Below are 23,701 nucleotides of genomic sequence, written 5' to 3' on the forward strand. Positions count from 1 at the left end.
TTCTTCCGTGGCTTTTTGCTCGAAGTCGTACCATCGATCAACGGCGCCCCTGTGCTCTCGCAATCATCTAGCGGCGCGACAAACGACGAGAAACCTTGCCGAAGTCGCTTCAGGTGACCGGTGGGTACAGCGTGTCGATGATCATACGCGCGTCATGGCGTGAATCGAGCATGCCATAGGTGTTGCGCCACTGGCCGGCGAGGCGCGTCTCGACGAAGGCGTCGGCGATCCGCCCTGCCCCCAGCCTGCGAAGCTCCGCCGCCGCCGCCGACAGCGCCAGTTGCTCGGTGAGCAGACGCGCCGAGCCCTCATCGGTTGCCGCGACCTGCATTGCTGCCTTGAGCACACCGACGGTGCCGCGCCCGCCGGCGCCGAGATCGCGATCGATGCCGGCCAGCACCTCCTCGAACAGGCCGGGTGCACGCCCCAGCACGCGCAGCACGTCGAGCGCCATGACGTTGCCGGATCCCTCCCAGATCGCGTTGACCGGAGCTTCGCGATAGTAGCGGGCGAGCGGCGCCTCTTCGACATAGCCATTGCCGCCGAGGCACTCCATCGCCTCATAGAGCAGCGGCGGTGCGATCTTGCAGACCCAGTATTTGACGACCGGCGTCATGGCGCGCGCAAAAGCCGCCTCGCCGCGGTCGCCGGCCGCCTCGTCGAAAGAGCGCGCCAGTCGGAATGACAGCGCGGTGGCGGCGGCGACGTCGAGCGCCATGTCGGCCAGCACGCGCTGCATCAGCGGCTGCTCGATCAGATTGGTTCCAAACACCTGGCGGTGACGGGTGTGGTGGACGGCTTCGGCCAGCCCGGCTCGCATGATCGCCGACGAGGCGATCGCGCAGTCGAGCCGGGTCAGCGTCACCATATCCATGATCGTCTTGACGCCTGCCCCGGGCTCGCCGACCATCTCGCCGATAGCATTGACGAACTCGACTTCGGACGAGGCGTTGGAGCGGTTGCCAAGCTTGTCCTTCAGCCGCTGGAAGCGGAAGCCGTTGCCCGAGCCATCGCCGAGAATGCGCGGAACGAGAAAGCACGAAAGTCCTTCCGGCGCCTGTCCAAGCACCAGGAACGCATCCGACATCGGCGCCGACATGAACCATTTGTGGCCGGTCAGCCGATAGAAACTGCTGCCGGCGCGCTCGGCCCTGGTGACGTTGGCGCGGACGTCGGTGCCGCCCTGCTTCTCGGTCATGCCCATGCCGAGCGTCAGCCCGGCTTTTTCGACCGGCGGCTTCTGGCTCTGGTCGTATTTGCGTGTCGTCACCCGCGGCGCCCATTCGCGAAACAGTTTTGGGCTTGCCATCAGCGCTGCCAGCGAGGCGCTGGTCATGGTGATGGGACAGAGATGCCCGGTTTCGAGCTGCGCCGTCAGGTAGAAACGGGCGGCGCGCACCTGATGGCGGCGGCCGATCTCGGCATCGCCATTTTCCCAGACCGACGAATGCAGCCCGTTCGCGACCGACCGGCGCATCAGCGCATGATAGGCTGGATGGAACTCGACCAGATCGATGCGCCGGCCCTGGCGGTCATGGGTCCTGAGCTTCGGCGTCTCGACATTGGCAAGGCGAGCCAGTTCCTGCGCCTCCTGCGTCAGCACGAAACGGCCAAGCCCATCGATATCCTTGCGCACCGGATCGGAAAAACGCTCGGCAAGCTGGATCAGCAACGGATCGCCTCGCCAGGCGTTGCCACCTGCCAACGGCGGCGGCTGGTTCGTCACGTCGTCGGTCACACACTGTCCTTATCATCACAAGGCCACGAATCCGAAGCCATCAGCTAGATATAGCCCAAGCCGCGCAACGAGCGCGACGAAAATACCGGGGAGAAAGGCCGCAATCCAAAGCTGGTGCTTGCAGCCAAAGGTGCTCCACCCTATAGCAGCGCCTTGAGATGACCGACGCTTCGTCCCTGCCACTCTACCCTCATCGCCATCTTCTGGGCATCCGCGATCTTTCCCCCGCCGACATCGAGCTTTTGCTGGACAGGGCGGACCGGTCGGTCGCGATCTCGCGGCAGTCGGAGAAGAAGGCCTCGACGCTGCGTGGCCGCACCCAGATCAATCTGTTCTACGAAGCTTCGACACGGACGCAATCGTCGTTCGAACTGGCCGGAAAACGGCTCGGCGCCGACGTCATGAACATGTCGGTGGCCAGTTCCTCGGTGAAGAAGGGCGAGACGCTGATCGACACGGCGATGACGCTGAACGCCATGCACCCCGACATCCTGATCATCCGCCACCAGTCGGCGGGTGCCGCCGCGCTGCTGGCGCAAAAGGTCGGCTGCTCGGTGATCAATGCCGGCGACGGCGCCCATGAGCACCCGACGCAGGCGCTTCTCGACGCGCTGACCATCCGCCGCGCCAGGGGCCCGCTGTCGAAGCTGATCGTGGCGATCTGCGGCGACATCCTGCATTCGCGCGTGGCGCGTTCCAACATCATGCTGCTCAATGCGCTCGGCGCGCAGGTGCGCGTCGTGGCGCCATCGACGCTTTTGCCCGCCGGCATCGAGAAAATGGGCGTGATCGTCACCCGTTCGATGGCCGAAGGGCTCAAGGACGCGGATGTGGTGATGATGCTGCGGCTGCAGCGCGAGCGCATGGAAGGGGCCTTCGTGCCTTCGGTGCGTGAGTATTTCCACTATTTCGGCCTCGACGCCGAGAAGCTGAAGGCGGCCAAGGACGGCGCTCTGGTCATGCACCCCGGCCCGATGAACCGCGGCGTCGAGATCGCCTCGGAAATCGCCGACGGTCCGCAGAGCGTCATCCAGGAACAGGTGGAGATGGGTGTTGCCGTTCGCATGGCGGTGATGGAAGCGCTGCTCGATCCCCGCCGCAATTATGAAGGCCGCGGCGCATGAGCACAACGGTGTTCAGCCGGGTCCGCATCGTCGATCCGTCGCGCGGCATCGATGAGGTCGGCACCGTCATTGTCGAGGGCCGCAAGATCGTCGCCGCCGGCAAGGCGGCCTTGAACCAGGGCGCTCCGCAAGATGCTAATGTCATCGACTGCGACGGCAAGGCAATCATTCCCGGCCTGATCGATGCGCGCGTCTTCATCGGCGAACCGGGCGGCGAGCACCGCGAGACCATCGCTTCGGCCAGCCTGGCGGCGGCGGCCGGCGGCGTGACTTCCATCGTCATGATGCCCGACACCGACCCGGTGATCGACAATGTCGCGCTGGTCGAATTCGTGCTGCGCACCGCCAAGGACACTGCCGTCGTCAATATCTTTCCGGCGGCGGCGATCACCAAGGGGCTCGAAGGCCGCGAGATGACCGAATTCGGCCTGCTGCGCGAGGCCGGCGCGATCGCCTTCACTGACGGCCGGCACACCATATCAAGCGCACTGGTGATGCGCCGTGCGCTGACCTATGCGCGCGATTTCGGCGGCGTGATCGCGCATGAAACCCAGGACGCCGACCTCGCTTCGTCAGGCGTCATGAACGAAGGCCTCTATGCCAGCTGGCTCGGCCTTGCCGGCATTCCGCGCGAGGCCGAGTCCATTCCGCTGGAGCGCGATCTTGCGCTGGCGCGGCTGACTGGCGGCGCCTATCACGCGGCCAAGATTTCGACTGCGATGGCGGCAAACGCGGTAACGAGGGCCAAGGCCGACGGCGCCAAAGTCACAGCAGGCGTCTCGATCCACAATCTGTCGCTCAACGAGAACGATGTCGGCGAATACCGCACCTTCTTCCGGCTGACGCCGCCGCTGCGCGCCGAGGAGGACCGGCTGGCGATGATCGAGGCGGTCAAGGACGGCACGATCGACATCATCGTATCCTCGCACGACCCGCAGGACGTCGACACCAAGCGGCTGCCTTTCGCCGACGCCGCGGCCGGTGCCATCGGACTGGAAACGCTGCTCGGCGCGGCGCTGCGGCTCTACCACAATGGCGATATGACGCTGCTCAGGTTGGTTGAGACGTTGTCCACTGCGCCGGCAAGACTGTTCGGCCTGCCCGGCGGCACGCTGAAGCCGGGTGCGGTCGCCGACCTTGCGCTGGTCGATCTCGACGAGCCATGGATCGTCAGCGAAAGCGGCATCCGTTCGCGCTCGAAAAACACCTGTTTCGAAGGCGCGCGGCTGCAGGGCAAAGTCTTGCAAACGATGGTGGCGGGCCGCACAGTGTTTTCGGCCTAATGCATGTCGCGCAAAAGCATGCCCTCGGGCCTGACCCGAGGGTGCGCAGCGGTTTTGCGATAACGACATGCATAAAACAGCAACCTAAAGCGCGTCGCATCAGGCCGGTCAAACGCGACGCGCTTTAGGGCATATCCGGGGGAACAATGGCTTACGGCATCGTCTTGGCGCTGGTGTTCGGCTATCTGCTCGGCTCGATCCCGTTCGGCCTCCTGATCACCCGTGCCGCCGGCCTTGGCGACGTCCGCAACATCGGCTCCGGCAATATCGGCGCCACCAATGTGCTGCGCACCGGCAACAAGGGCCTGGCTGCCGCCACGCTGCTGCTCGACGCGCTGAAAGGCACGGCGGCGGTGCTGATCGCCGGTTACTTTGCCCCGGAGCTCGGGCTCTGGGCCGGCTTAGGCGCCTTCTTCGGCCATCTCTTCCCGGTCTGGCTCGGTTTCAAGGGCGGCAAGGGGGTCGCCACCTATCTCGGCGTGCTGATCGCTCTTGGCTGGCAGGTGGCGCTGATCTTTGCCGTCGTCTGGCTGGCCATGGCTTTCCTGTTCCGCTATTCCTCGCTGGCGGCGCTGACGGCAGCAATCGTCGTGCCGATCGCGCTCTATGTCCTCAGCACGCCCGAGATTGCCGGGCTGTTCGCGCTGATGAGCCTGATCGTCATCATAAAACACCGGGCCAACATTACCCGGCTGCTGGCCGGCACCGAGAACAAGATCGGAGCCAGGGAGTGAGCCAGCGCGCCGCCGGGACGCGGCTCAGCGACCGGCAGCGGTTGAGCTGGCTTCGTTTGATCCGCACGCCGAATGTCGGTGCGGCCACCTTTCGCGACCTGATCAACCGCTTCGGCTCGGCCGAGACGGCGCTCGAGATGCTGCCCGAGCTGATGGTTTCGGGCGGCGCCAGAAAGGCCGTCCGCATCCCGACGGTGGCCGAGGCCGAGGCGGAACTGGAGACCGCACGGCGTGCCGGCGCCCGCTTCGTCGGCATTGGCGAGGCCGACTATCCGCCGCTGATGAAAAGCATGGACCATCCGCCGCCGCTGCTCGCGGTCAAGGGCGAAGGCGCGGTGTTCCGGCTGCCGGCGGTCGCCATAGTCGGCGCCCGAAACGCCTCGCTGGCCGGCATCAAGATGGCGCGGACGCTCGCCGCCGAACTCGGCCGCGACGGCTTCGGCATCGTCTCCGGCCTGGCGCGCGGCATCGACACGGCAGCCCATCAGGGCAGCCTTGCGTCAGGCACGATCGGTGTGCTGGCCGGCGGCCTCGACCTGCCCTACCCGCCCGAGAATGCCGCATTGTGCAACGAGATTGCCGAGCGCGGCGGTGCCATCATTTCAGAGATGCCGTTCGGCTGGCAGCCGCGCGCCCAGGATTTTCCACGCCGCAACCGCCTTGTCGCCGGTGCGGCATTGGGGCTGGTCGTGGTCGAGGCGGCGCTGCGCTCCGGCTCGCTGATCAGCGCCAGGCTTGCCGGCGAGACGGGCCGGCTGGTCTTCGCCGTCCCCGGCTCGCCGCTCGATCCGCGCGCCGCCGGCGCCAACGCCTTGCTCAAGGACGGCGCCACCCTGGTCACCGAAGCAGCGGACATTACCGGTGCGATCGCGCCGCTGGTCGGCAAACTGGCGCCAAGAACGCCGCTGCTCGAAGAGCCGCCCGACTTTTCGGCAACACCGCCACCCGGCGAAGACGACCGCGCCCGCGTCATCGAAGCGCTCTGCCCAACGCCGGTGGCGATCGACGAAATCATCCGCCACACCGGCCTGCATCCCGCCCAGGTTTTCATGGTGCTGCTGGAACTCGACTTAGCCGGCCGGCTGGAGCGCCACGCCGGCGGCAATGTCTCGCTGGTGTGATCGAGACGATTCTTGAGAGAACCTGGCTCGACCGCTGGAAAACCCAAGGCGTCATGAAGCATCTCGCTTTAGACCGGGAACAGGAACGCTAACCTGTTGATTTTCAGGGAAAAAATGGTGAGCGCGCAGGGATTCGAACCCTGGACCTACTGATTAAAAGTCAGTTGCTCTACCGGCTGAGCTACGCGCTCCCGCGGGCTCAGGATGCCGCCCTCGAAATTGCGCGGAACATAGGGAGAGTGTCTCGAACGGTCAACCGGAAAAAGAGGCCTCGCGAGCCGGACTTTTCGCGGTCTGCTGACGCCTCGCAAACCGTCTCGACAAGACCGGAGTGGCTGTCTCGCACAAAAGCCGAGACGCATTACGAATCAGCAGCTTGCTATTCTTCGCGGAACAATTGCGCAACCTGCCCGTTTTTATCGCTACAAGGGACGACGCTATCAAGGAGAAGGCCATGAACAGGATCATGTCGGGCTTGCTGGCGACCGTGCTGTCAGCATCATTCGCTGTAGCGCAGATCGTGCCCGTCAACGCCCAGCCCATCTACGTGCCGCTGGGTCAGAACGTCTCGTCGGATGTCCAGACAGTTCAGGATGAACGGTGGAGGTGGAGGAACCGGGATTTCTCGCGTCGCGATTTCTCTCGCCGTGATTTCCGTCGCGATTTTTCTCGCCGCGAGTTCCGTCGCGATTTCTCCCGCCGCGATTTTTCCCGCCGCGATTTTCGTCGTTTCGCCGGTAACGACGATTTCAGGTACTATCGCGGCTATCGCGGCTATCGCTATTATCGTCCTGGCTATCGTCGCTACAACGACTACTGGTTCCCGCTGGCGGCCTTCGCTACCGGCGCGCTGATCACCGGCGCGATCATCAACAACCAGAGCCGCCGCATCTATCGCGGCGATGCCCACATGGAGTGGTGCTACAGCCGCTACAGATCTTACCGGGCCTACGACAACACGTTTAAGCCTTACTACGGCCCCCGCCGGCAGTGCATCTCGCCCTATTGATAAGCGAGGGGCAGAGTTGAATAAGCTTGCTGAAAAGCCTGCGCCGGCAACGGCGCAGGCTTTTCTTTTCGGAGCGCGAATCTACAGCGTGCTCAGTGTCCGTCGCACAGCATGGCGCCAACCCGCCAGCTTTGCGGAACGGACCGATGCATCCATGTCCGGTCGAAACCGTCGCTCCAGCGCCCAGCTCCTGGCGAATTCCCTTGTCTTCGGCCAGACGCCGGCCTTCGAGCCGGCCAGCCATGCCGCGCCGAGCGCCGTCGTCTCCAGGATGGTCGGGCGGTCGACCGGCGCATCGAGGATGTCGGCAAGCCGCTGCATCGTCCAGTCCGACGCCACCATGCCGCCATCGACCCTGAGAACGGTCTTCGCTGACGCGCTCTTCCAGTCCCTGCGCATCGCATCGAGCAGGTCGCGCGTCTGGAACGCGACGGATTCGAGTGCGGCACGGGCAAATTCCGCCGGGCCCGAATTGCGGGTCAGCCCGAAGATGGCGCCGCGCGCCTCAGCGTCCCAGTGCGGCGCGCCAAGCCCGACGAAAGCCGGCACCAGATAGACTTCCTGGGTCGGGTCGGCGCTCGCCGCCAGCACGCCGCTCTGCTCGGCCTTGCCGATCACCTTGATGCCGTCGCGCAGCCATTGCACGGCAGCACCGGCGATGAAGATCGACCCTTCCAGCGCATAGGTGGTCTTGCCGTTCAGCCTGTAGGCAATGGTCGTCAGCAGACGGTTCTTCGAGCGCACCAGATCGCTGCCGGTGTTGAGCAGCGCGAAGCAGCCGGTGCCATAGGTCGATTTCATCATGCCCTGCTCGAAACAGGCCTGGCCGATGGTCGCCGCGTGCTGGTCGCCGGCTACACCGAGGATCTTTATCTCTGCGCCGAACAGGCTTTTCTCTGTGATTCCATAGTCGTCGGCGCAATCCTTCACCTGCGGCAGCATTCTTGCCGGTATACCGAGAATGGCCAGGAGCTCGTCGTCCCATCCATTCTTTTCGATGTTGTAGACCAGCGTGCGCGAGGCGTTGGTGGCGTCGGTAGCGTGAACCTTGCCGCCGGTCAGCCGCCAGATCAGAAAGCTGTCGATGGTGCCGGCCAGCAATTCGCCGTTCTCGGCACGTTTTCTGGCGCCCTTCACCTTGTCCAGCATCCAGGCGATCTTGGTGCCGGAGAAATAGGGATCGAGCAGCAGGCCGGTCTTCCTGGTGAACTTCTTCTCCAACCCCTGCTTCTTCAATTTCTGGCACAGCGGCGCGGTGCGGCGGTCCTGCCAGACAATCGCGTTATGGATCGGCCTGCCGGTCGCCCTGTCCCAGATGACGACGGTCTCGCGCTGGTTGGTGATTCCGATGGCCGCGACATCCGACGCATCGCGGCCGGCGCTCTTCAGCGCAGCCTTCGCCGTCGCCACGACACTCGACCAGATTTCCTCCGGATCATGCTCTACCCAGCCGGAGGCCGGATAATGCTGGATAAATTCCTTCTGGCCGCTGCCTACGACCTTCATCTCACCGTCGAACAGGATCGCCCGGCTCGACGTCGTCCCCTGGTCGATTGCTAGGATAAAGCCAGTCATTCTCACTCCCTCGGCGCAAACAGGGGAGACGGCAAGATGCCGCCTCCCCCGATTGGTGCGATGCGGGCGCGAACGCCCGGACCGATGCTCAGTTGCTCCAGCTCTTGACCAGCTCGTCGTAGTTGATGGTCTGCGGCTTGTCCTTCTCCGGCTCGATCTTCAGCTGCGGCGCGAGATTGCCCTTGGCGACGGCATCGGCGTTCCACTCCTCCAGGGTCTTTTCCTCGGCGAGTTTCGGTCCGATGTCGCCCTGCACGCCGGCGCGCTCGAGGCGCTCAAGCACCTCTTCCTGCTCGGCACAGAGCGAGTCCATCGCCTCCTGCGGAGTTTTGGCACCCGACGAGGCGTCGCCGATCGCCTGCCACCAAAGCTGTGCCAGCTTCGGATAGTCAGGGACGTTCGTACCCGTCGGCGACCACTGGACGCGGGCCGGCGAGCGGTAGAACTCGATCAGGCCGCCGAGCTTCGGGGCGCGGTCCGTGAAGCTCTTGTGCTGGATCGTGCTCTCGCGGATCAGCGTCAGGCCGACATGGGCTTTCTTAACGTCGACTGTCTTCGAGGTGACGAACTGCGCGTAAAGCCAGGCTGCCTTGGCGCGGTCGTCAGGCGTCGACTTGAGCAGCGTCCAGGAACCCACGTCCTGGTAGCCGAGCTTCATGCCGTCCTTCCAGTACACGCCATGCGGCGACGGAGCGAAGCGCCATTTCGGCGTACCGTCCTCGTTCACGACGGGAAGGCCGTCCTCCACCATGTTGGCGGTGAAGGCCGTGTACATGAACATCTGCTGGGCAATTTCGCCCTGCGCCGGAACCGGTCCGGATTCCGAGAAGGTCATGCCCTGGGCCGCGGCCGGAGCGTAAGCCTTCATCCAGTCGAGATATTTCTGGATGGCATAGACCGACGCCGGACCGTTGGTGTCGCCGCCGCGAGCCACGCAGGAGCCGACGGGCCGCGACTTCTCGTCGACCTTAATGCCCCATTCGTCAACCGGAAGACCATTCGGCAGCCCCTTGTCACCATTGCCGGCCATCGAAAGCCAGGCATCGGTGAAGCGCCAGCCGAGCGACGGGTCCTTCTTGCCGTAGTCCATATGGCCGTAGACCTTCTTGCCGTCGATCTCGCGGCCGGTGAAGAAGGCGGCGATGTCCTCATAGGCCGACCAGTTGACGGGAACGCCGAGGTCGTAGCCGTACTTCGCCTTGAAGTCCGCCTTGTTCTTCTCGTCGTTGAACCAGTCGTAGCGGAACCAGTAGAGGTTGGCGAACTGCTGGTCGGGCAGTTGGTAAAGGTCGCCGTCCGGAGCCGTCGTGAACTTGGTGCCGATGAAGTCGGCGAGGTCGAGGTTCGGGTTGGTGACGTCCTTGCCCTCGTTCGCCATCCAGTCGGTCAGGCTGCGTGCCTGCTGGTAGCGCCAATGGGTGCCGATCAGGTCGGAGTCGTTGACATAGGCGTCGTAGATGTTTTCGCCCGACTGCATTTGCGTCTGCAGCTTTTCGACAACATCGCCTTCGCCGATCAGATCATGGGTGACTTTGATGCCGGTGATGTCGGCGAACGCCTTGGCCAGCGTCGTCGATTCATAAGAGTGCGTCGTGATGGTTTCCGAGACGACCTTGATGTCCATGCCCGCAAAGGGTTTTGCAGCATCGATGAACCACTGCATCTCGGCTTCCTGGGCGGCGCGGTCGAGCGTCGACATGTCCTTGATCTCGGCGTCGAGAAACGCCTTGGCTTCGTCCATTCCAGCATAGGCCTGGCCGGCTCCGAGGAGCAGGACCAGAGCAGTCGTTGACGTCAGAAATTGCCTTCGCATGTGTTTCCTCCACTGTTCAGTTCTAAGTGCTATCTGGAGCAGCCCCGGGCACGCTCCAACAGTTTCCCCCTCTATACGTAGCGGAACACGCCGATGGCGTAGACCACGGAGAGAGCGAGAGCCCACCACAGGTTGGGTCCGACAAGACCCAGCCAAGCGAGATGGATAAAGGCGCTGCCAAGCAGCGATAGGAAGAGACGGTCGCCGCGCGTCGTCTCGAAGCGCAAGACGCCGATGCGCGGATTGCCGCCAGGCGAGGCGTATTCCCAGACCGCCATGCCGCAGAGCAGCAGGAAGATGGTGCCGAAGAAGGCGGCGGTCGGCCAGGTCCAGGCCATCCAGGAGAAGCTCATGATCACACCCTCCCCAGGGCAAAGCCCTTCGCGATATAATTTCGCACGAACCAGATGACGAGCGCACCCGGTATGATGGTGAGCACGCCGGCTGCGGCCAGCACGCCCCAGTCGAGGCCCGAGGCCGAAACCGTCCGCGTCATGATCGCGGCTATCGGTTTTGCCGCGGTCGTGGTCAGCGTCCGCGCGATCAGCAGCTCCACCCACGAGAACATGAAGCAGAAGAAGGCCGCGACGCCAACGCCGCTCGCGATCAGCGGCATGAATATCTTCAGGAAGAAGCGCGGGAAGGAATAGCCGTCGATATAGGCGGTCTCGTCGATTTCCTTCGGCACGCCCGACATGAAGCCTTCAAGGATCCAGACCGCCAGCGGCACGTTGAACAGGCAGTGCGCCAGCGCCACGGCGATATGGGTGTCGATCAGGCCGAAAGCCGAATAGAGCTGGAAGAACGGCAGCGCGAACACCGCCGGCGGCGCCATGCGGTTGGTCAGCAGCCAGAAAAACAGGTGCTTGTCACCGAGGAAGCGGTAGCGCGAGAAGGCATAGGCTGCCGGAAGCGCCACGGCGACGGAAATCACCGTGTTCATAACCACATAGATGATCGAGTTGATGTAGCCCCTGTACCACGACGGATCATTGAAAATGACCGCGTAATTGGCAAGCGTCGGGTTTCTCGGCCAAAGCGAGAAGGCGCCGAGGATCTCCTGGTTGGTCTTGAAGCTCATATTGACCAGCCAATAGATCGGCAGCATCAGGAAGATGATGTAGATCGTCGGCACCAGCCACCAGAACCGTGACTCCTCGCCGCGTCGCCGCATCTTGCGGGCCAGCGCGGCGTTCGCCGTCTGCGCTTCCGCTGTAGCGGGGGTCTGCCGCATCAGCGTTCGTTCGTTGGCCGTGGTTTCGTCGAGGCGCGCCATCTCACCGCTCCGCATCGTAGGCTGTCATGACGGTGTAGAACACCCAGGACAGGAGCATGACAATCAGGAAATAGATGATCGACATGGCCGCCGCCTCACCGAGGTTGAACTCGCCGATGGCCAGCTTCACCAGATCGATCGACAGGAAAGTGGTGGTGTTGCCAGGCCCGCCGCCGGTCACGACGAACGGTTCGGTATAGATCATGAAACTGTCCATGAAGCGCAGCAGAACCGCGATCAGCAGCACGCGGTTCATCTTCGGCAGCTGGATGTAGCGGAAGATCGCCCAGCGCGACGCCCCGTCGATCTTGGCCGCCTGGTAATAGGCGTCGGGGATCGAGACCAATCCTGCGTAGCAGAGCAGGACGACGAGGCTCGTCCAGTGCCAGACGTCCATGACAATGACGGTGATCCAGGCGTCGAACGGGTCGTTGACATAGTTGTAGTCGAAGCCGAGCGCGCGCAGCGTATATCCGAGCAGGCCGATATCGACGCGGCCGAACACCTGCCAGATCGTGCCGACTACGTTCCACGGGATGAGCAGCGGCAGCGCCATCAGCACCAGGCAGACCGGAACGCCCCAGCCCTTCTTCGGCATGTTGAGCGCAATGAAGATGCCGAGCGGAATCTCGATGACCAGGATGATGGCCGAGAAGACCAGGTTGCGGCCCATCGCTTCCCAAAACCGGTCGGAATGCAGGATTTCCTCAAACCATTCCGAACCCGCCCAGAAGAAGACGTTGTTGCCGAAAGTGTCCTGCACCGAATAATTCACGACCGTCATCAGCGGGATGATCGCCGAGAAGGCCACCAGCAACAGCACCGGCAGCACCATGAACCAGGCCTTGTTGTTCCAGGTCCTTTCCATGCTCAGCCTCCCATCTCGACGCGCCAGGAATCGGCATAGATGTTGATGCCGGCCGGGTCGAAAGCGATCTTCGGATCGGCGGGAATGTCCTCGTCCTCGCCGATGATCGCCGCGATGTCGCGGCCTTCGAAACTGGCGCGCACCACCTTGTGGCGGCCGATATCCTCGACCTTGCGGATTGAAACCGGCATGCCGCTGGCGCCAAGCCTGACATATTCGGGGCGGATGCCGAGCTCGATCGCACCGGTGATCCCGGCCTTGGGCGCGCCCGGCAATTCGATCGTCTGGCTGCCGAGCCGCGCGCTCCTGCCTTCGACCGCGACCGGCATGACGTTCATGCCCGGCGAGCCGATGAAATAGCCGACGAATGTATGCTTGGGGCGCTCGAACAGTTCGGCTGGCGAGCCGATCTGAACGATCTCGCCCTCATACATGACGACGACGTTTTCGGCGAAGGTGAGCGCCTCGGTCTGGTCGTGCGTGACGTAGACCATGGTGAAGCCGAAGCGCCTGTGCAACTGCTTCAACTGCGAACGCAGCACCCATTTCATATGCGGGTCGATGACGGTCAGCGGCTCGTCGAACAGGATCGCGTTGACATCGGAGCGCACCAGCCCACGTCCGAGCGAGATCTTCTGCTTCTGGTCGGCGGTCAGCCCCCTCGCCTTTCTCTTGGCCATATCGGCCAACCCAGTCATTTCCAGGGTCTCGCGCACCTTCCGATCGACGTCGGGCTCCGGAACGCCGCGGTTGCGCAACGGGAAGGCCAGATTGTCGTAGACGGTCATGGTGTCGTAGATGACCGGGAACTGGAACACCTGAGCTATGTTGCGCTCCTGCGTCGACAGATTGGTGACGTCCTTGCCGTCGAACAGAAGCTCGCCGTGCGACGGATACAACAAGCCGGAAATGATGTTGAGCAGCGTGGTCTTGCCGCAGCCCGACGGCCCCAGCAGCGCATAGGCGCCGCCGTCCTCGAAGGCGTGATGCACCTCCTTCAGCGCATAGTCCTTATCCGACTTCGGATGCGGCCCGTAGGCGTGGCGGATGTGATTGCAGTCGATGCGCGCCATGTGCCCTCCTCCCTCAAGCCGCCAGCATCTGTGGCGGCGCGGCCGAGCGGCCGTTCGCGTCGAAAACCATGATGTGCCGCGGGTCGATGAACACCTCGATGATCTGGTCCGGCTCGAACACCAGAATGCCGTGCTCAAGCATGACCCAGCGGACATCGGCGAAATCGAGATGCACAAAACTTTCAGAACCAGTGATTTCGGTGACCGACACCTTGGCTCTCACCGCCACCGCCGACGGGCTCGGCCGGGCAAGAGAGAGATGGTGGGGCTGGAAGCCGATCGTGTAACTCGTATCGGCAATACCGACGAGTTCAGCCGGCACCGGGAGGCTCACCCCACCTTCAAGAAGGAAGCTCGAACCGCTCTTCTTCAGCACGATCGTGTTGAGCGGCGGATCGGCGAACGTCCTGGCCGTGACGAGGTCGTTCGGCCTGCGGAAGACGTCGATCGTCAGGCCGAACTGGGTGATGCGGCCTTCGGAAAGCGTCGCCGTGTTGCCGCCGAGCAGCAAGGCTTCGTGCGGCTCGGTCGTGGCGTAGACGAAGATGGTGCCGGTTGCCGCAAAAATCTTCGGCAATTCCGCGCGCAACTCCTCGCGCAGCTTGTAGTCGAGGTTGGCGAGCGGCTCGTCGAGCAGCACGAGGCTGGCGTTCTTGACGATGGCGCGCGCCAGCGCGGTGCGCTGCTGCTGGCCGCCGGAGAGGCTGAGCGGCGTGCGGTCGAGAAAGGGCGTCAGCTTGAGAAGGGCTGCGGCATTGCGCACCTCCTTGTCGATCTTTGCCCGCTCGGCACCGGCCACCCTCAGCGGCGAGGCGATATTCTCGTAAACGGTCATCGCCGGATAGTTGATGAACTGCTGGTAGACCATGGCGACGTTGCGCTTCTGCACCGGGATGCCGGTGACATCCTTGCCATCGAACCAGACCGAGCCGGATGTCGGCACGTCAAGGCCGGCCATCAGCCGCATCAGGCTGGTCTTGCCGGAAAGCGTCGGCCCGAGCAGGACGTTGAGCGAGCCATGCTGAAGCGTCAGCGACACGTCGCGTATGTGCTCCGCCGCGCCGACCGTCTTCGACACGTTTCTCAGTTCCAGCATGATGCCTCCTCCCAGGCTTTCTGCATGACTATTCGGCAGCCGCGACATGGCGCCGGCTTATCCCGCGCATGAATTCGTCGAGCGCTGCCGCCTGCTCGCGGCTCAGTTGCAGGCCGCGCTTGGTCCTGCGCCACAATACATCTTCGGCCGTCATCGCCCATTCATTTTGAACGAGGTAGCGTACCTCGGCCTCGTAGAGATCGGCGCCAAAGTTGCGGCCAAGGTCGGCATTCGACCTGGCGAGGCCCAGCAGCATCCTTGCGCGAGTCCCGTAAAGCCGGGTCAGGCGGCGCGCCAGACGCGCATCGAGGAACGGATAGGCCGTTTTCAGTTTCGCCACTTCGGCGTCGAAGGCGCTCGCCGGGAAATCGCCGCCCGGCAGCGGCGCGTTTGCCGTCCACGGCTTGCCGCGCTTGCCGAGAAAACCCTCGATTTTCTCGAGCATCGATTCCGACAGCCGGCGATAGGTGGTGATCTTGCCGCCGAAGGTGTTGACGATCGGCGCCGTGCCTTCGCCGCCGTCGGTCTTCAGCACATAATCGCGGGTCGCTTCCTGCGCCTTCGAGGCGCCGTCGTCATAAAGCGGGCGCACGGCGGAATAGGTCCAGACGATGTCCGAACGCTTGACCGGTTGCGCGAAATATTCGCTCGCCGCAGCACAGAGATAATCGATCTCGGCATCGCTGATCTTCACGTCGCACGGGTCGCCGGAAAAGTCCTGGTCGGTGGTGCCGATCAGCGTGAACTCTTCCTCGTAGGGGATGGCAAAGATGATGCGGCCATCCTTGTTCTGAAAGAAATAGGCGCGCGGATCGTCGAATTTCTTGCTGATGACGATATGGCTGCCCTGTACCAGCCGGACATTGTGCACGTCGTTCAACCCGACCGTAGCCGACAGCACGTGGTCGACCCATGGGCCGGCGGCGTTGACCAAAAGCCGCGCCTTGACCTCCTCGGTATCGCCGGTCTGCGTGTTTTGCAGCCTGACCGTCCAGAACTCGCCTTCACGGCGTGCGTCGACGACTTTCGTGCGGGTTCGTATCGTTGCGCCGCGATCGGCGGCGTCGCGGGCGTTCAACGCCACCAGCCGCGCATCGTTGACCCAGCCGTCGGAATATTCGAAGGCCCTGCGAAACAACGGCTTCAGCGGCTTGCCGGCTGGATCGTTTGCCATGTCCAGCGTCTTGGTCGCCGGCAGCAATTTGCGCCCGCCAATGTGGTCGTAGAGGAAAAGGCCGAGCCTGATCAGCCAGGCCGGGCGCAGGCCCTTGGCATAGGGCAGCACGAAGCGCATCGGCCAGATGATGTGCGGCGCGTTCTTCCAAAGGATCTCGCGCTCCATCAGCGCCTCGCGCACCAGGCGGAACTCATAGAACTCCAGATAGCGCAAGCCGCCATGGATCAGTTTGGTCGAGCCCGAGGACGTGCCGCTGGCCAGATCGTTCATCTCGGCAAGAAACACCGAGAAGCCGCGCCCAACCGCATCGCGGGCAATGCCGCAGCCGTTGATACCGCCACCGATGACGAAGATGTCATGGATCGGGGATGCGCTCACAAAAAGTCCTCCCGGATTTCGCATTGCAGCATTTTTAGGTTTTTACGAAACCGTGTCGGGATTATTTCGAAATAGGAACGAATGTCAAACGAAATATAGACAGCGGGAGTTGCCGCAACGGCACCATCAACGGTCCCATCTAGGAGAGCGAGGTTTCGATCAGTTGAACCTCTGCTTCCTGGCAGATCTTGCGCACCGACGGGATGTCGCAACGGTCGGTGATGAAAGTGTTGACCTGCGACAGGTGGCCGATGCGAACCGGCGCCGTCCGCTCGAACTTGGTCTGGTCGGAAACGAGGATGACATGCCGGGCATTGGCGATGATCGCCTGCGCCACCTTCACCTCGCGAAAATCGAAATCGAGCAACGCACCGTCATGGTCGATCGCCGAGGCGCCGATCACCGCGTAGTCGACTTTGAACTGCCTGATGAAATCGACCGCCGCTTCGCCGACCACACCGCCGTCGGAACCGCGCACGACGCCGCCGGCAATTACAACTTCGATGGAAGGATATATACGCATCCTGTTGGCAACATTGATATTATTGGTGATGACCATCAGGCCGGCATGATCGAGAAGCGCCTTGCTGACCGACTCCGTCGTGGTGCCGATATTGATGAACAGCGAGGCGTTGTCCGGTATCAGCCTGGCTGCGGCGCGACCGATCGCCTCCTTCTCGTCGGCGGCGATGTTGCGCCTCGCCTCATATTCCATGTTCTCGATGCCGGACGGGAACAGCGCCCCGCCATGGATACGGGAAAGCAGGCGCTGGTCGCACAGATCGTTGAGGTCCTTGCGGATGGTCTGCGGCGTCACGTTGAAATGCGTTGCCAGATCCTCGACCAGCACGCGGCCATTGTCCTTGGCCATCTGGATGATCTCGGAATGACGCGGCGACAGATACATCGGTGACCTCCCGTTTTCGTTTTCCTTGTCTATAGCGAAAAACGAAAGCGGTGAAAAGGCATAAGGGCCGGCTAACGAAAAATGCACGCGTCCAAAGACAAACCTCGACGCAACTTCGCCGACCAATTCAGGCCAGCCGGCGGGAGATTTCGGTGATGACCCCGAATGCGGTGTCGACATCCGCCGCCGTCGCCTCGAACTGGCCGACCTGAAAGCGGATCGCGACCTGCCCGTCCACCCGTGTCTGCGTCAGGTAGATGCGGCCATCGTCGTTGATCGCGTTGACCAGCCGCAGGTTGTGTTCGTCCGAATCGGTGCCGGCCGCCCGATGCCGGAACGAGAACAGCGACAGCATCGGCTCCGAGGCGATCTCGAAATCCGGTTCCCTGGCCAGCCGCTCGGCCAGCCCTTCGCTCCATGCGACATGGTTGCGGATGATGGTCCGCAGATTTTCCAGCCCGTGGGCGCGCAGCAGGAACCAGAGTTTCAGTGCGCGAAAGCGCCGCCCGAGCGGCACCGACCATTCGGAATAGTTGATGATGCCGTCGCGCCCATGCGTCTCCAGGTAATCCGGCTTGATGGCCAGCGTCCGCACCAGGTCTTCCGGCCGGCGGATGAACTGCATCGAGCAATCAAACTGCGCGCCCAGCCATTTGTGCGGGTTGAAGACGATGGAATCCGCCTGCTCCACGCCCGCCCAGAAATGCCGGTATTCCGGGCAGATCATCGCCGATCCGGCCCAGGCGGCATCGACATGCAGATAGAGCCCGTGCCGTTTCGCCACCGCGGCGACGCCGGCGATATCGTCGGTGCCGCCGGTGCTGGTGCCGCCGACGCAGGCGATGATGCCGGCCGGCAGCATGCCCGCCTGCCGGTCGGCGACGACAGCCGCTTCGAGCGCTGCGACATCCATGGCGCGGAAGCGGCCGCCAACCGGAATGCGCACGAGATTGTCCTCGCCGACGCCCGACACCCAGATCGCCCGGTCGATCGAGGTGTGGACCTGATCGGAAGAATAGACGCGCAATATCGGCTGGCCTTGCAGGCCCTTCTTGTTGCCCTGCCAGTCGAGCGCGCGCTCGCGCATGGTCAGCACGGCGGCGAGCGTCGCCGACGATGCCGAATCCTGCATGACGCCGGAAAACCCTTCCGGCAGGCCAAGCGCCTGACGCATCCAGTCGACGACGCGCGTCTCGAGTTCGGTCGCTGCCGGCGAAGTTTGCCAGAGCATGCATTGCGCGGCCATCACCGAGACCAGATATTCGGCCACCACCGAGACCGGTGCGGCATTGGCCGGGAAATAGGCGAAGAAGCGCGGATGCTGCCAATGCGTCATGCCGGGCAGGATTTTGCGCTCGAAGTCGGCGAAGATTGCCTGCATCGTTTCGCCATGTTCCGGCGGCGAGACTTCGATGCTTCTGGAGATTTCGCCCGGCTCGACGAGCGGCCGCACCGGCCTTTCGCGAAGTGTGCTCCTGTAGTCGGCACCCCATTCGGCCGCGCGCAGCGACCATTCCCGGAATTCGTTGCTATTCATCTTGCTCTCCGTCGCATCGGGCCCAGCGATCAAAGAGCACGAAAAACGGAGGCTTTCACTCGGGAAAGTCAGGCAGGCTCGCAAAAGCAGCCTTCAGTGCATTCGACCAGCCGTCCGAGATCGTCCGATAATATTGGTCGTCCTGGGCGATCCGCTTCTTCAGGCTGACCTTGAAGGCGTCCTTTTCGTAGAACAGCAGGTCGAGCGGCAGACCGACCGACAGGTTCGATTTCAGCGTCGAGTCGAACGACACCAGCAGCAGTTTCACCGTCTCGGCGAAACTCATCGCCTTCTCATAGGCGCGGATGATGATCGGCTTGCCGTATTTGGTCTCGCCGATCTGGAAGAACGGCGTGTCTTCGGTCGATTCGATGAAATTGCCTTCCGGATAGATCATGAACAGCCGCGGCGCGCTGCCCTTGATCTGGCCGCCGAGGATGAAGGAGGCATTGAAGTAGGAATCGGCCTTTTCGCCCGCCGGCGACGAACTGGCGATGACTTCCTTGACGGTGTCGCCGACCAGCCGCACCGTCTGGTACATCGACGGCGTTTCAAGCAGCGTGGCGTGGCGATCGGCCACCGCCTTCGTGCGTTCGTCGAGCAGGCTGACGACAGCTTGCGTCGTCGCCAGATTGCCGGCCGACATCAGCACGATGACGCGCTCGCCCGGCTGCTCCCAGACATGCATCTTCTTGAAGGTAGAGATCGAATCCATGCCGGCATTGGTGCGCGTGTCCGACATGAACACGAGCCCGCGATCGATCTTCAAGCCGACGCAATAGGTCATCGAATCCCTTTGGCAGCAAATCTTGCCGGGGATTACTGCTCCACGGTGACGGTCACCGCAAGCTGTTCTTCCGCTTGTCCCAGTCGAATTCCTGATACGGGCGTGGCATCGCGGTAATCACGGCCGGTTGCCACCTTCACATAGCGTTCGTCGGGCGAAATGCCGTTGGCGACGTCGAACGCGACCCAGCCAAGGCCCGCAACATGCGCTTCGGCCCAGGCATGGCTCGCCGCCTGCTCGACCGCCGCATCCATCATCAAATAGCCGCTGACGTAGCGGGCCGGAAACCCCATGGCCCGCGCGGCGGCGGCAAAGATGTGGCTGTGGTCCTGGCAGACGCCGGTCTTGAGCGCCAGCGCGTCCTCGGCCGGGGTCGCCGCGTTGGTGGTGCCCATCGTATAGGCCACGCGCTCGCCGATCACCGCCATCAGCCGGTGCAACCTTTCGATATCGGCCCCCTCGCCGACCGACGCCGCGAGTTCGCGAATACCGCCGCCGATCGTGGTCAACGGCGTTTCCTGGCCAAACAACCACAGCGGCGCGAAACCCTGATGCGGCCCGCTGACGCCTGATGTGTCGCGTGTCACCACCTCGCCCGATGCCTCGACGGTGATGAAATCGCGCTCGCCTTCGACGCTCAAAAGCCGCGTGTCGTTGCCGAAATGGTCGGTGAAGCGCACCTCTTCGCGCGCCCCTTCGATCTTCAGCGCCCAGGACAAGACGGTCTGTGTCGGACCGCTGACTGGAAGCAGCCGCAGCCGCTGCAACAGATAGTGCACCGGCGCATCGTAGCGGTACTCGGTCCGGTGAGTGATCTTCAGCCGCATTGCTCTCGTCCCCTGAGCATGATCTTTTCCGGAAACCGGCTTCCACTTTCCGGGATCATGCTCGTCCCCTGAGCATGATTTTTTCCGGAACCGGCTTCCACTTTCCGGGATCATGCTCAATAAAACCTGTAGTCCTGCGCGATCTCGTCGCCGAGCCTGATGTTGTCGAGGATGAAATTGGCCAGGAATTCATGCAGGCCGGCATCGAATATGTCCTTGATCGAGCCGGCGGCCAGCATCGCCTGGGTCTTGCCGGCTGTCACATGACAGGCATGGCGCTCACCATAATCGTCGCCCAGGAATCTGAGATGCTCCGTCAGGAAACGGTAGCAGAAGGTCAGCGAGCGCGGCATGCGAACGTTGAGGATCAGATAGTCGGCAATGTTGGTCGGCTTATAGTCGGCCTCGTAGACCCAGCGATAGGAGCGATGCGCCGACACCGAGCGCAGGATCGATTCCCACTGGTAATTATCGAGCGTGGAGCCGACCCACGAGATCGACGGCAACAGCACGTAGTATTTCACGTCCAGGATGCGCGCCGTGTTGTCGGCGCGTTCGACATAGGTGCCGAGCTGCGAGAAATCGAAGATCTCGTTGCGCAGCATGGTGCCGTAGAACGAGCCGCGGATCAGTGCCGTTTCGCGCTTGATCGCGTCGAGCACGCTGGGCAGGTCGCGTTCGTCGATCGGCTTGGCCAGCATGCGCTTCAGCGACATCCAGGCTTCGTTGATGCTTTCCCAGGTCTCGCGCGTCAATGCGGTGCGCACCATGCGGGCATTGTTACGGGCCGTTTCGATCGACGTCATCGTGCTCGACGGGTTGGATGTGTCGCGCAGCAGGAAATCGGCAACGTTGGCGGCGGTATAGTCCTGATATTTCTGCGTGAAGGCGGCGTCCGAACCGGCACTGAGCAGCACCGAATTCCACTCTTCGGAGGCGTTCTGGGTGCGGGTCAGCGCCATGCGCAGCCCGGCATCGACCAGCCGCGCCATGTTTTCCGCCCGCTCGATGTAGCGGTTCATCCAGTAGAGCCCGTTGGCGGTGCGGCCGAGAAGCATCTCAATCTGCCTCGATCTCGAGCGAATAGCGAATAGCGAATAGCGAATAGGGGAAAAAAGACTTCATGACTTCTGTTGCAGACTCCTGATCATCGAACGCAACATTTTTCCGATCTCCTCGGTTTGGTTAAGCAACCGACCACCCTCTTTCTCAACCACCAAGCCCACTCTCCCGGACAAGATCAGGTGCGTTTCCAATTCTTTAAGAGAACCTTGAGCAATGCGCAGAAATTGAATGAAGGCTCCCGTATTTTCTCGTCCGTGACCCTCCGCGATGTTTGCTGCGATTGACGCCGCCGAGCGCCTTATCTGAGAGGTCATTCCGTATGCTTCCTTGCTCGGGAACCCTGTCGTCACAGAATAGCAATCTACCGCCAATTCGATGGCTGCCTTCCAAACAATCAGGTCCCTGTAAGAATTGATCGCCGTCGCACACCCCCTATTCGCTATTCGCTATTCGCTATTCCCTACTCGCTACTTCCCACTCTAATCATCCAGCACCCACGTATCCTTCGTCCCGCCGCCCTGGGACGAATTGACCACCAGCGAGCCTTCCTTCAGCGCCACACGCGTCAGCCCGCCCGGCACGATCTGGATGCGATCGGATACCAGCACGTAGGGCCTGAGATCGACATGGCGCGGCGCCAGTCCCTTGTCGGTCAGGATCGGACAGGTCGACAGCGCCAGCGTCGGCTGGGCGATGTAGTTCGACGGTCTTGCCGCGAGTTTCCTGGAAAAATCCTCGCATTCCTTCTTGGTCGCCGCCGGCCCGACCAGCATGCCGTAGCCGCCGGAGCCATGCACCTCCTTCACCACCAGCTCGTCGATATGTTCGAGCACGTATTTCAGGCTGTCCGGCTCCGAGCAGCGCCAGGTCGGGATGTTGCCGAGGATCGCTTTGCGGCCGGTGTAGAATTCAACGATCTCGGGCATGTAGGAATAGATCGCCTTGTCGTCGGCGATGCCGGTTCCCGGCGCATTGGCGATGGTGATGTTGCCGGCACGGTACACATCCATGATGCCCGGCACACCCAGTGCCGAGTCCGGACGGAAGGTCAGCGGATCGAGGAAAGAATCGTCCACCCTTCGATAAAGCACGTCGATCTGCTTGTAGCCTTCGGTCGTGCGCATCGCGACGTGGCCATCGACGACGCGCAGATCCTGCCCCTCGACAAGCTGCACGCCCATCTGGTCAGCAAGGAAGGCATGTTCGAAATAGGCGGAGTTGAAGCTGCCCGGCGTCAGCACGGCAATGGTCGGCGCGCCCTTGGTGCCTTGCGGCCGCACTGCCGCCAGCGACTGGCGCAAGAGCTGCGGATAGTTTTCCACCGGCCGCACCTTGATCTGCTGGAACAGCTCGGGAAAGAGCTGCATCATCGTCTCGCGGTTCTCCAGCATGTAGGAGACGCCGGACGGCGTGCGCGCATTGTCCTCCAGCACGTAGAATTCGTTCTCGCTGATGCGAACGATATCGACGCCGATGATATGGGTGTAGACGCCGGCCGGCGGCCTCACTCCGATCATCTCCGGCAGGAATGCCTCGTTCTTGGCGATCAATTCCTTGGGGACGCGCCCGGCGCGCAAAATCTCCTGGCGGTGATAGATATCGTCGAGAAAGGCGTTCAGCGCCTGGACGCGCTGCTCGATGCCTTGCGTCAGCCGTCGCCATTCATTGCCGGAAATGATGCGCGGAACGATGTCGAAGGGGATAAGGCGCTCGGAGGCTTCCTGCTCGCCATAGACGGCAAAGGTGATGCCGGTCTTGCGAAAGACGCGTTCGGCGTCCTGCATCTTTTCGGTAAGCCTGGCCGGATCCTGCTCCTTCAGCCAGCGATCGTAAGCCGAATACGGTTTTCTCAATCCGGAGATTTCCGGAAGCATTTCGTCGAACGCTGCCAATCGCTTACTCCCTGTGAGGCCATTTCACTGGCGTCACCGGAGAAAATCAAGCGCAATCGGCGATTTGGAGGATGTTGGCGATCAGTATGTCGCGACCTGCCTAAAATTAGGGCAGCGCCGATATGGCTGGGTCAGGCTTTGCCTTGTGCCCGGGCAGGCGGCAGGCGCCGCTCAGAACGCGCGGAAGGTGACGACCGTAAACGTGTCCTTGATGCCGGGAAGACTCTGCACCTTCTCGTTGACGAAGTGGCCGATGTCTTCATCGTCGTCGACATAGAATTTGGCGAGCAGATCGTAGTCGCCGGCTGTCGAGTAGATTTCCGAGGCGATCTCGGCATCGGCCAATGCGCCGGCAACGTCATAGGACTTGCCCAGATCGCACTTTATCTGCACGAAAAATGCCTTCATTGCCCGATCCTGC

At 62.4% G+C, this 23,701-nt stretch carries 22 protein-coding genes and 1 tRNA gene; 5 read left to right on the plus strand and 18 right to left on the minus strand.

The annotated features are described in order from the left end of the window. Positions 1-109: 109 nt before the first annotated feature. Positions 110-1,738: a DNA alkylation response protein gene (locus AC0L2K_RS07270; RefSeq protein ID WP_023801194.1), complete on the minus strand. Its 1,629-nt coding sequence runs from the start codon at positions 1,736-1,738 to the stop codon at positions 110-112. 158 nt (positions 1,739-1,896) lie between these two features. Between AC0L2K_RS07270 and AC0L2K_RS07275 the strand changes: the two genes are divergently transcribed. The 4 genes from AC0L2K_RS07275 to dprA all read left to right on the plus strand — a co-directional run bounded on the left by AC0L2K_RS07275 (position 1,897) and on the right by dprA (position 6,000). Continuing rightward, positions 1,897-2,862, plus strand: coding sequence for an aspartate carbamoyltransferase catalytic subunit (locus AC0L2K_RS07275; RefSeq protein WP_128168134.1), 966 nt, complete (start codon positions 1,897-1,899; stop codon positions 2,860-2,862). Next, positions 2,859-4,145: a dihydroorotase gene (locus AC0L2K_RS07280; protein WP_473530995.1), complete on the plus strand. Its 1,287-nt coding sequence runs from the start codon at positions 2,859-2,861 to the stop codon at positions 4,143-4,145. Before AC0L2K_RS07275 ends, AC0L2K_RS07280 begins: the two co-directional genes overlap by 4 nt. A gap of 146 nt (positions 4,146-4,291) precedes the next feature. Then, the gene (gene plsY, locus AC0L2K_RS07285; protein WP_128172394.1) at positions 4,292-4,879 is read left to right on the plus strand and encodes a glycerol-3-phosphate 1-O-acyltransferase PlsY; all 588 of its coding nucleotides are present in this window, start codon (positions 4,292-4,294) and stop codon (positions 4,877-4,879) included. Then, a complete protein-coding gene (gene dprA / locus AC0L2K_RS07290) occupies positions 4,876-6,000 on the plus strand; it encodes a DNA-processing protein DprA (protein ID WP_473530996.1) in 1,125 nt (374 codons plus the stop codon). The genes plsY and dprA overlap by 4 nt, the downstream gene beginning before the upstream one ends. Positions 6,001-6,115: 115 nt before the next feature. On the opposite strand, the gene AC0L2K_RS07295 is transcribed toward dprA, so the two are convergent. Continuing rightward, positions 6,116-6,191 (minus strand) — tRNA-Lys (locus tag AC0L2K_RS07295). Between the two features lie 263 nt (positions 6,192-6,454). Here AC0L2K_RS07295 and AC0L2K_RS07300 point away from each other — a divergent pair. Continuing rightward, positions 6,455-7,009, plus strand: coding sequence for a BA14K family protein (locus AC0L2K_RS07300; protein ID WP_473530997.1), 555 nt, complete (start codon positions 6,455-6,457; stop codon positions 7,007-7,009). An 81-nt stretch (positions 7,010-7,090) separates the two neighbouring features. Here the strand turns inward: AC0L2K_RS07300 and glpK are convergent, their stop codons facing one another. The 16 genes from glpK to AC0L2K_RS07380 form a co-directional block, all read right to left on the minus strand. Continuing rightward, positions 7,091-8,584 carry a glycerol kinase GlpK gene (gene glpK / locus AC0L2K_RS07305; RefSeq protein ID WP_473530998.1) on the minus strand — a complete coding sequence of 498 codons (1,494 nt, stop codon included), beginning with the start codon at positions 8,582-8,584 and terminating at the stop codon, positions 7,091-7,093. 88 nt (positions 8,585-8,672) lie between these two features. After that, positions 8,673-10,397, minus strand: coding sequence for an ABC transporter substrate-binding protein (locus AC0L2K_RS07310; protein ID WP_128172390.1), 1,725 nt, complete (start codon positions 10,395-10,397; stop codon positions 8,673-8,675). A 71-nt stretch (positions 10,398-10,468) separates the two neighbouring features. Next, the gene (locus tag AC0L2K_RS07315) at positions 10,469-10,750 is read right to left on the minus strand and encodes a DUF2160 domain-containing protein (RefSeq protein WP_023801186.1); all 282 of its coding nucleotides are present in this window, start codon (positions 10,748-10,750) and stop codon (positions 10,469-10,471) included. A gap of 2 nt (positions 10,751-10,752) precedes the next feature. Next, complete coding sequence (locus AC0L2K_RS07320) at positions 10,753-11,631, minus strand: carbohydrate ABC transporter permease (protein WP_084833813.1); 879 nt, start codon at positions 11,629-11,631, stop codon at positions 10,753-10,755. 43 nt (positions 11,632-11,674) lie between these two features. Then, positions 11,675-12,541, minus strand: coding sequence for a carbohydrate ABC transporter permease (locus AC0L2K_RS07325; RefSeq protein WP_128168128.1), 867 nt, complete (start codon positions 12,539-12,541; stop codon positions 11,675-11,677). Between the two features lie 2 nt (positions 12,542-12,543). Next, the gene (locus AC0L2K_RS07330) at positions 12,544-13,614 is read right to left on the minus strand and encodes an ABC transporter ATP-binding protein (protein WP_128172389.1); all 1,071 of its coding nucleotides are present in this window, start codon (positions 13,612-13,614) and stop codon (positions 12,544-12,546) included. 13 nt (positions 13,615-13,627) lie between these two features. After that, complete coding sequence (locus AC0L2K_RS07335) at positions 13,628-14,710, minus strand: ABC transporter ATP-binding protein (protein WP_473530999.1); 1,083 nt, start codon at positions 14,708-14,710, stop codon at positions 13,628-13,630. A 28-nt stretch (positions 14,711-14,738) separates the two neighbouring features. Next, positions 14,739-16,265 carry a glycerol-3-phosphate dehydrogenase gene (gene glpD, locus AC0L2K_RS07340; RefSeq protein ID WP_473531000.1) on the minus strand — a complete coding sequence of 509 codons (1,527 nt, stop codon included), beginning with the start codon at positions 16,263-16,265 and terminating at the stop codon, positions 14,739-14,741. A 139-nt stretch (positions 16,266-16,404) separates the two neighbouring features. Then, the gene (locus AC0L2K_RS07345) at positions 16,405-17,172 is read right to left on the minus strand and encodes a DeoR/GlpR family DNA-binding transcription regulator (protein WP_473531001.1); all 768 of its coding nucleotides are present in this window, start codon (positions 17,170-17,172) and stop codon (positions 16,405-16,407) included. A gap of 127 nt (positions 17,173-17,299) precedes the next feature. Further along, positions 17,300-18,709 (minus strand): pyridoxal phosphate-dependent decarboxylase family protein, encoded by a 1,410-nt coding sequence (locus AC0L2K_RS07350; RefSeq protein WP_473531002.1) that lies wholly within the window; start codon positions 18,707-18,709, stop codon positions 17,300-17,302. 55 nt (positions 18,710-18,764) lie between these two features. Further along, positions 18,765-19,496 carry a proteasome-type protease gene (locus AC0L2K_RS07355; RefSeq protein WP_023801179.1) on the minus strand — a complete coding sequence of 244 codons (732 nt, stop codon included), beginning with the start codon at positions 19,494-19,496 and terminating at the stop codon, positions 18,765-18,767. 32 nt (positions 19,497-19,528) lie between these two features. After that, on the minus strand, positions 19,529-20,323 hold the full coding sequence (locus AC0L2K_RS07360; protein WP_023801178.1) for a transglutaminase family protein: 795 nt from the start codon (positions 20,321-20,323) through the stop codon (positions 19,529-19,531). 116 nt (positions 20,324-20,439) lie between these two features. After that, entirely contained in the window at positions 20,440-21,381 is a 942-nt protein-coding gene (locus AC0L2K_RS07365; protein WP_473531003.1) for an alpha-E domain-containing protein, read from the minus strand. A gap of 63 nt (positions 21,382-21,444) precedes the next feature. After that, positions 21,445-21,804: a four helix bundle protein gene (locus AC0L2K_RS07370; protein WP_077384036.1), complete on the minus strand. Its 360-nt coding sequence runs from the start codon at positions 21,802-21,804 to the stop codon at positions 21,445-21,447. A gap of 63 nt (positions 21,805-21,867) precedes the next feature. Further along, the gene (locus AC0L2K_RS07375; protein WP_236374179.1) at positions 21,868-23,280 is read right to left on the minus strand and encodes a circularly permuted type 2 ATP-grasp protein; all 1,413 of its coding nucleotides are present in this window, start codon (positions 23,278-23,280) and stop codon (positions 21,868-21,870) included. Between the two features lie 171 nt (positions 23,281-23,451). Then, positions 23,452-23,688, minus strand: coding sequence for an Lrp/AsnC ligand binding domain-containing protein (locus AC0L2K_RS07380; RefSeq protein WP_023801175.1), 237 nt, complete (start codon positions 23,686-23,688; stop codon positions 23,452-23,454). Between the last annotated feature and the right edge of the window lie 13 nt (positions 23,689-23,701).

The sequence above is a fragment of the Mesorhizobium sp. WSM4817 genome (assembly GCF_055811135.1).

Coding starts and splice junctions, on each gene's coding strand:
- AC0L2K_RS07275 (WP_128168134.1), top strand. CDS start 1,897: ATGACCGACGCTTCGTCCCTGCCACTCTACCCTCATCGCCATCTTCTG.
- AC0L2K_RS07280 (WP_473530995.1), top strand. CDS start 2,859: ATGAGCACAACGGTGTTCAGCCGGGTCCGCATCGTCGATCCGTCGCGC.
- plsY (WP_128172394.1), top strand. CDS start 4,292: ATGGCTTACGGCATCGTCTTGGCGCTGGTGTTCGGCTATCTGCTCGGC.
- AC0L2K_RS07300 (WP_473530997.1), top strand. CDS start 6,455: ATGAACAGGATCATGTCGGGCTTGCTGGCGACCGTGCTGTCAGCATCA.
- glpK (WP_473530998.1), bottom strand. CDS start 8,584: ATGACTGGCTTTATCCTAGCAATCGACCAGGGGACGACGTCGAGCCGG.
- AC0L2K_RS07310 (WP_128172390.1), bottom strand. CDS start 10,397: ATGCGAAGGCAATTTCTGACGTCAACGACTGCTCTGGTCCTGCTCCTC.
- AC0L2K_RS07315 (WP_023801186.1), bottom strand. CDS start 10,750: ATGAGCTTCTCCTGGATGGCCTGGACCTGGCCGACCGCCGCCTTCTTC.
- AC0L2K_RS07320 (WP_084833813.1), bottom strand. CDS start 11,631: ATGCGGCAGACCCCCGCTACAGCGGAAGCGCAGACGGCGAACGCCGCG.
- AC0L2K_RS07325 (WP_128168128.1), bottom strand. CDS start 12,541: ATGGAAAGGACCTGGAACAACAAGGCCTGGTTCATGGTGCTGCCGGTG.
- AC0L2K_RS07330 (WP_128172389.1), bottom strand. CDS start 13,614: ATGGCGCGCATCGACTGCAATCACATCCGCCACGCCTACGGGCCGCAT.
- AC0L2K_RS07335 (WP_473530999.1), bottom strand. CDS start 14,710: ATGCTGGAACTGAGAAACGTGTCGAAGACGGTCGGCGCGGCGGAGCAC.
- AC0L2K_RS07345 (WP_473531001.1), bottom strand. CDS start 17,172: ATGTATCTGTCGCCGCGTCATTCCGAGATCATCCAGATGGCCAAGGAC.
- AC0L2K_RS07350 (WP_473531002.1), bottom strand. CDS start 18,709: ATGAATAGCAACGAATTCCGGGAATGGTCGCTGCGCGCGGCCGAATGG.
- AC0L2K_RS07355 (WP_023801179.1), bottom strand. CDS start 19,496: ATGACCTATTGCGTCGGCTTGAAGATCGATCGCGGGCTCGTGTTCATG.
- AC0L2K_RS07360 (WP_023801178.1), bottom strand. CDS start 20,323: ATGCGGCTGAAGATCACTCACCGGACCGAGTACCGCTACGATGCGCCG.
- AC0L2K_RS07365 (WP_473531003.1), bottom strand. CDS start 21,381: ATGCTTCTCGGCCGCACCGCCAACGGGCTCTACTGGATGAACCGCTAC.
- AC0L2K_RS07380 (WP_023801175.1), bottom strand. CDS start 23,688: ATGAAGGCATTTTTCGTGCAGATAAAGTGCGATCTGGGCAAGTCCTAT.